This is a genomic window from Clostridium sp. (assembly GCF_026168755.1).
Lineage (GTDB): Bacteria > Bacillota > Clostridia > Clostridiales > Clostridiaceae > Clostridium.
Map to the genome: position 1 here is coordinate 1 of NZ_JAPFDR010000078.1, position 7,287 is coordinate 7,287.

6 protein-coding genes are annotated in these 7,287 nt (G+C 24.8%); 5 read left to right on the forward strand and 1 reads right to left on the reverse strand.

Annotated features, from left to right (window positions below):
* Positions 1-625 precede the first annotated feature (625 nt).
* Positions 626-1,300: a hypothetical protein gene (locus Q0Y03_RS14765; protein ID WP_297714562.1), complete on the forward strand. Its 675-nt coding sequence runs from the start codon at positions 626-628 to the stop codon at positions 1,298-1,300.
* A 107-nt stretch (positions 1,301-1,407) separates the two neighbouring features.
* Here Q0Y03_RS14765 and Q0Y03_RS14770 read toward each other — a convergent pair whose 3' ends face one another.
* Positions 1,408-1,740, reverse strand: a complete 333-nt coding sequence (locus tag Q0Y03_RS14770; protein ID WP_297714563.1) for a HesB-like protein — start codon at positions 1,738-1,740, stop codon at positions 1,408-1,410.
* A gap of 177 nt (positions 1,741-1,917) precedes the next feature.
* On the opposite strand from Q0Y03_RS14770, the gene Q0Y03_RS14775 reads away from it, so the two are divergent.
* From Q0Y03_RS14775 to Q0Y03_RS14790, 4 genes are all read left to right on the forward strand, one after another.
* Entirely contained in the window at positions 1,918-3,561 is a 1,644-nt protein-coding gene (locus Q0Y03_RS14775; RefSeq protein WP_297714564.1) for a NosD domain-containing protein, read from the forward strand.
* 309 nt (positions 3,562-3,870) lie between these two features.
* Positions 3,871-4,617, forward strand: coding sequence for a hypothetical protein (locus tag Q0Y03_RS14780; RefSeq protein WP_297714565.1), 747 nt, complete (start codon positions 3,871-3,873; stop codon positions 4,615-4,617).
* Positions 4,618-4,959: 342 nt separating this feature from the next.
* Entirely contained in the window at positions 4,960-5,484 is a 525-nt protein-coding gene (locus Q0Y03_RS14785) for a sigma-70 family RNA polymerase sigma factor (protein ID WP_297714566.1), read from the forward strand.
* A gap of 1 nt (position 5,485) precedes the next feature.
* Positions 5,486-6,958, forward strand: coding sequence for a DUF4179 domain-containing protein (locus Q0Y03_RS14790; protein ID WP_297714567.1), 1,473 nt, complete (start codon positions 5,486-5,488; stop codon positions 6,956-6,958).
* The last annotated feature ends 329 nt before the right edge of the window (positions 6,959-7,287 follow it).

A 7,287-nucleotide genomic window follows, 5' to 3' on the forward strand; every position in this document is an offset into this window, starting at 1 on the left:
AAGTTTTTAAACTCGCTATTCGCTCAAACAGTAAAAACTTCTTAACGCCAACTTTACTCCATCAATTATTAAATTCTACGGCTTAATTTCAATGTTCCCTCCAAACTAATATTTCATTTTTTCTTTTTCCATGTGTTTGCTCATAACTCTACCTTTATAGTTAATGTTTTCTGCTACAAATTTTTCTGATATAATAGTTAATTTGTACATTGATACTTTTAGCTATAAAAATATATATTTAAAAGTTGACAATTTTGTATATAAGATATAGCAGAAGTCGTTAACTTTTAAGGTGGTAACACAGAAAATTGTATCTTTTAGCTTTAAAGTCAGTGATAAAGAAAAATTAATGATATTATCGGAAGAAATATTGTAATTAAGTTTTAGAATTTAATCTTTCTTGGAATAAAAACTGCGTTAAGAAGCTGAGGCGACGTTTAGGAGCTTCGAAGCTTTAGTAGATTTTATGTAAATAATAATATAAATTCTTAGTGAAATTATATTCCTTCCTGGAGATTATATAATCAATTTTTTCGTCATCACGGAATTCAAGCTCTAACGAACAATTTAGTTAATTTGTCATGTGAGAGGGATTATGGTATACTAAGGGTAGCGGGGGTGGCGAATGAAGATTAAAACTAATATAAAAGATAATTGCTTTATAATTATTGTTGTTATATTAATGATAAGCTTTACAATGAATATTTATCAATCTATTTTAAATAAGAAATATTGCTATGAACTTGGAAAACAAAATTATAGCAAAATAGAGGAAATAAGATTTAGAAATGAATCTATACTTTCAATATTAGATAGTTGTGTTATGGCAGAAAGTGTTAACAATGTGGACCTTTTAACACTTTATAAAAATTATAGTAAAATTTTAGAAGCTGAAATAAGCCTTTGGAATAGTTATCTTACAGAGGATAATAAAATACTAAAAAACTTTAAAAATAGAAGTAAAAACATAGTTGTAAATACTAAAACAAAAAATGAATTATATTCTGAAATAGAAGAGTTGATTTATTCATATATTCAAAATGATATGACAGAAAAAATTGATGTTATAGAATTAAATGGAAAAGTAGCTGATGACTTTAATACATTAAGAAGTATGGCATTAGATTTAAATAATTATTTTAATAGTTTTTATGAAGAAAACTGTAATGTTACTGAAAATAAAAAAGAAAAGATAATTATTAGTGAAAATTATTGGGTAGATATGTTACAAGGGATTCAGGAAGTTAATAACAAGTATGTAGAATATAGTTTTACGTATGAGAATATAGTTAATAATTAAAAAATATTGTAGTTAAATTAGAGATAAGTTATTTAGTATACGAAAAATTTAATTTTATCTATAATGAACAAAAAAGCTAAGCCATAGAGCTTAGCTTTTTTTATATCTTAGTGGTGACATCCACCGCCACAAGATCCGCAACCACCTTCAACTTCGATAACTGGTTTTAAAGATAGTCCTCTACCACCGTTTTCTTCAGATGAAAGTAATCTAAATCCACCGAATTCATCAACTAACTTTTCTTCTGCAATTAAAGTTATATCGTTAACTTTTTCAGAAACGTCTCCTTCTTTTACTTCATCAACAGTTATGTTAAAAGCTGGTCCGCTACAACCAAATCCAGCTAAGTTAATTCTTATGTTAAAGTTTTCTACTTCGTTTTCTACAAGAAAAGCCTTGAATTCGTTATATGCTTCTTCACTTATTAAAAATTTATTCATAATATTCACCTCTTAAATTTATTCAAATCATGTTTATAGTATACCATATTACTCGGAAATAGCAATATGTTTTTTATAAGTAAAATGTAAAAATATTACTTTATAATTAGTAAAGTTACTATCAATTATGACAATTCATGAATAGTATATCTTGTATTACTAATTTGGAGGATACTTATGGATAATCATATATTAAAGCAAGATGTATTAAGTGGATATCCAAGTAAGGATTATGATAATAAAACTACTTCAATTATAGAGAATATTGCAGAAGTAATATTTTTAAATGAAGAAAATGGATGGATAAATAGCCATGGAGACAAGGTAGATATTGGGACTTGGGATAGAGATTCTAGAATTGCTACTTTAGATAATAAAATGGAACAAAAAGGGAAGTTGTTAGTTATAGAAGTTAATAATGCAATAATAGACGGAACAGGAGTAGTTATTGGAAATGAATCTGTAGCAATAAATATTATAGGACAACATGATGTTAACTTAAAAAATTTTATAATAGAAAATTGTGAAGTAGCTATGTATATAGAGTTTTCACGAGCAATTTCTATTGAATATATAACTTTTAAAGAAAATGAGCAATCAATTTCAATAAATAGAAGTAGTGAAATTAAAATAAAAAATAACTTAATAGAATCATCAAAAAATTCTTGTGTAGGAATATTCATATTAGATTCAGGAAAGGTGATTATACAAAATAATTCTATATATATTAAAATAAGAAATACTGATAATAATAGTATGCAATATATTTACTCAGGAGTAGCTACTGAAAATTCAACTACTATTTATATAATAAATAATGAAGTTGAAATTATTGATGGAAATAGCCAAATAGAAAGTTTAGAATCTTATTGTATAAATGGATATTGTATTAATAGCTACTCAACAAACGATACACTTATAAAATATAATAATTTATATATTAAAAATAATACTTTTAATTTAAGCAATTGTAATTCAGTAGAAGTAAATTTATCATCAATTTATTTAGACTCTAATAATACACGAATAGAAATTGAGGAAAATAATGTTGTAGTAGAATTTAATAATCTTGATGTTAATTATAATGAAGGTGAAATAGGTTTTTATGGTATTCTTTGTTCTAATGAAAACAATGGAAATAGCATAAAGAATAATTATATTTCAATAAATAGTAATATTTATAATTTAAATTCAACTACAAAGAATGATAAATATATTTATTTTACAGGGATTTTGTTAGATTCTTATAATAATTATAATGAGATAAATGGAAATCAAATAGAATTACGAGAAAATGTTGTATCATTTCAATCAGAGTCAAATAGAACTATAAGCTTAGTTTGTGGAGTATATTTTAATCTTGATAATACAACTAATAATATAATTGATAATGGCTTTATAATAAAAGAAAATAATATAGGTAAAAGTGACTCTATAACAACTAAATTTTCATTAGTTCATTTATATTATAATAATATTTGCAATACTATTAAGGGAAATAATTTAAATGAAAGTCAAGGAAATGGGATTGTATTAGTTAGTAAAAATGATGTTACAGAAATATTAGAAAATAATATTATGGATAATTCAACTAATGGAATTCTGTTATCAAAATTAGAAAATATAGAGATGACCAATACGGTCACAATAAAAGGTAATAGTATAGTCAATAATGGAGAATATGGTCTTTATATTACTAGGGGAAATTATTTAAATATTGTAAGAGAGAATAATTTCATTAGCAAGATTAATAAAAATATTTATGATGATAATTCTTCAGAGTTTATTAATTACTATGAAAAGAATTATTATAATGATTAGAAAGATGAAGTTCCATATATAATAGAAGAAGCTAAATTGGTGGATTATTATTCAAGCAAAAACTAATATAATAAGTATAACGGATAATTCAATAATAAAGTCGGCCTTAGCCGACTTTATTATTGAATTTTGAATAAATTGGCAATATAATATAAAAGGTATTGAAGATACTATTTATTGAGAGATACTTTGATGAGGTTTTAACTAGTTTAAATTATAAATTTTTTATAAATAAAAAGGAGTTAGTTAACATAAGGTTTAAACTATATAATAAATTAATATTATGTTGTAAAGAGAGGATTGTTAAATTTGAAGCCTTTTGATAAAAGCTATGTTTTGGAGAAAATAAAAGAATATAATAGCAAAATAAATAAAAGTAAAATTGGTGATTATGAAATAAAATCAATAGATGGATTAAAGGGAATAGTTCAAGGATATCTATATGGGAAAGAAGATGAATATGATATAGAAATACTTGAGCTACATGGACCTAGACATATTTGGATGAGATTAACACCATTAGAAATACAAGCTTCATACTTTGCTATAAGTATGGCAAGGGGAAAAGTTGGGGTTGTTGGATTAGGTCTTGGATATGTAGTAGAAGAGATGGCTAAAAAGCTAGAGGTAGAAGAAATAGTTGTTTATGAAATAAGCCAAGAAGTAATAGATTTATATTATAATAATTTTCCTAAAAATCCAAAGATAAAAATAGTCTGTTGCAATGCTTTTGAAGCAGAAAGTAGAAAATTTGATTTTTTCTATGCTGATATTTATGAGTATAAGATAACATCACAAATAGTTGATGATTATAAAAGGTTTAATGAGCTTCATAATATTGAAGAGTATAGCTTTTTTGGAATGGAGCACTTTTTATTAAGTTGTAGTTATACAGAGATAGTATGGGTTTATATACCTGAAAACTGGATGGAATCAAGTAGAAAAGCTTTTGAATCAATACAGGAGTCTAATCTTTTAGATTATTATGAAAAACTAGATGAGAAATTAGTATCTCAAGTGCTAGAAGAATTTAAAGTTGTACTAAATGACATTTAATGTAAGGGCCTCCGGGGTTAATCCAAATATTGGATTAACCCCGGAGAAGATTCTATTTATTTACAAAAAAATATTTTGATTTATGTTTAAATTTTGAAAAAAGTGGCAATAGTATTAATATCCCCTAATAATTTAAATATATATTTTACTGAAAAAAGTGCAGGATTCTTCCCCTATGCACTTTTTTTATTGAAAATTTTATTTTAAATAATAATAAGTAACTAAAAATTGCTAAAATATTAATTAATTTAGTTAAATTAAAACTTTATTTTAAAATTTAATGTCTAATTGATATAGGTACCTATGAGTAGTTAAATTTTAATAAGTAGAAGGAGAACATATATGTTTGATGAGAAGATAGTAAAGAAGGCCATTAAAGGAAATGACAAAGCCTTTATTATTCTTATGAATCAATGTAAAGAGCAAATTTATAGAACAGCATTCGCTTATGTAAAAGAAGAAGAAACAGCACTAGATATTGTTCAAGAAGTTGTTTGTAAGGCATATAAATCAATTGAAAATTTAAGAGAACCAAAATTTTTTAATACATGGATAATGAGAATAGCCATTAATATATCTACAGATTTTTATAATAAGAAAAGTAAGGTAGTATGTATGGAGCAAGAGGAATTAATAAGAAAAATGGATGTTGAGCATGACATAAATTATGATGAAAGGTTATTTTTAATGGATTCTTTAGACAAGCTTGAAGATAAATATAAAAAAATAATTATATTAAAATATTTTGATGATTTGACTTTTAAAGATATATCAGAAATTTTAAATATGTCGGAAAACACAGTTAAAACAAACTTATATAAAGGTCTTTCTATTTTGAGAAATGATATGAAAAAGGAGTTAGTTTAGTATGGATAATAATATTAAGGAAATGATAAGGATACCTAAAGAATTAGATAATGCTGTATTAAGAGGGGTTGAAAAAGGTAAGAGAGAAAAGAAAAAGGCTAAACAAAAGATAATATTTAAAAGAAGTGCAATAGCAGCAGGTGTTATAGTAGCCGGAACAACAATGGCAGGAATAATTAATCCAGAGCTTGTAAGTGCACTTCCTATAGTTGGAGATGTATTTGAATATTTTAATTATGGAGTATATAAACAAGCTTCAGATAAATACGAAGAGTTAGGTAATGATGTAAATATAACTGTTGAAGATAAAGGTGTTAAAGTTATTCTTAATAAGGTTGTTATTGATGATAATGTTTTAGTTGCATCATTATTTGTTGAGTCAGATAAATTTATTGGATATGATGAAGGTAGAAATCCACAAGATTTTTTAAATACTGATTTAAATATATTTGTTAATGGACAAATACCAAGTAGTTGGAATCCTAAGGTAACTATTGTTAATGAAAGTACAGCAGCTATTATATTAGAAGCTAATGTTTCAGATATTGAGATTAGTAATGAAGTCAATATAGATTTAGATATAAATAACTTTACTAGAGGAAGAAAGACTTTGGCAAAAGGAAATTGGAATTTTAATATAAAAGCTATAAAAGGTAGTGAATCTAATATTTATGAAGTTAACAAAAGTTTAAATCTTACTGATGAAGAAATAAATATTGAAAAATTAGTTGTTACACCATTTAATAATAGATTAATATTTTCAGGTATAACTGATGACTATGAGAATTTTAGAGTAGATGAAAATAAATTTATTGTTAGAGATAATAATGGAAAAATATTATTATTAGATTTAACATCAGGAAGTGTTAGTAATAATGGAGAGTATGAATATTCATATAATATTTTAAATGATTTAAGTAATATAGAGTATATTGAAATTATAAAAGCTAGTGGAAATAATGTAATAGAAGATGAAAATGGATATTTATTAAAGGCATCAGCAATTGATGAAACTAATGCAAATAGAAGTAATTACATTATATCAAGAAAGCCTACAAAAGAAGAGTTAAATGATGGATATGCATTAAGTAGTGTAAATTATAATGTTGATATTGATAAAAGTGTTGCATTTGAGACTATAGATTCTTTAATAGGTAAAGAAATAGCCATAAATAATACTGATAAAATAATAGTTAAAGAGATTGTACCTCATGATGATTATACAGAAGTAGTTATGAAAATTGATGGTAATTATAACTATAGATTGTTAAGTAGTATTGTCCTATTTGATGAAGATATGAATGATTCATGTGCTTTTGAAGGATCTACTGCTATAATGAGTGATATTGAAGAAAAAATAGTAACACTTAAATTAACTAAGATTGATCCGAGTAAAAAGTATACAATAGCAATTCCAGTAACTACAGATTTAGTTATTGATGAAAATGAAAAAGTAACTATAAATTTAAAGTAAAGTTTTAATCTAGGTTTTTTAATATAGAAGTATATTTAGTATATATTAATTTTATTTTAAATATAAAAGTATAATGATATAATTTATAATATAAATGTAAATAATTTAACTAATGATAAAATTTTCGGAGGAAATAGTATAATGAATATAAATAGTAATAATTTTATACTTAAGCCTAAAAATGATTATGTATTTGTGCGACAAGAAGTTGTGTTAGGAGCTGTCTAAGGCAATAATAAGCCCTTCGGACTATTTCAGCTGCTTGAAATAATGCTACCAGCAGGTGCATTACTGGTAACGGTAGTGTGCTAAGCTGCTGGGACAAAGCA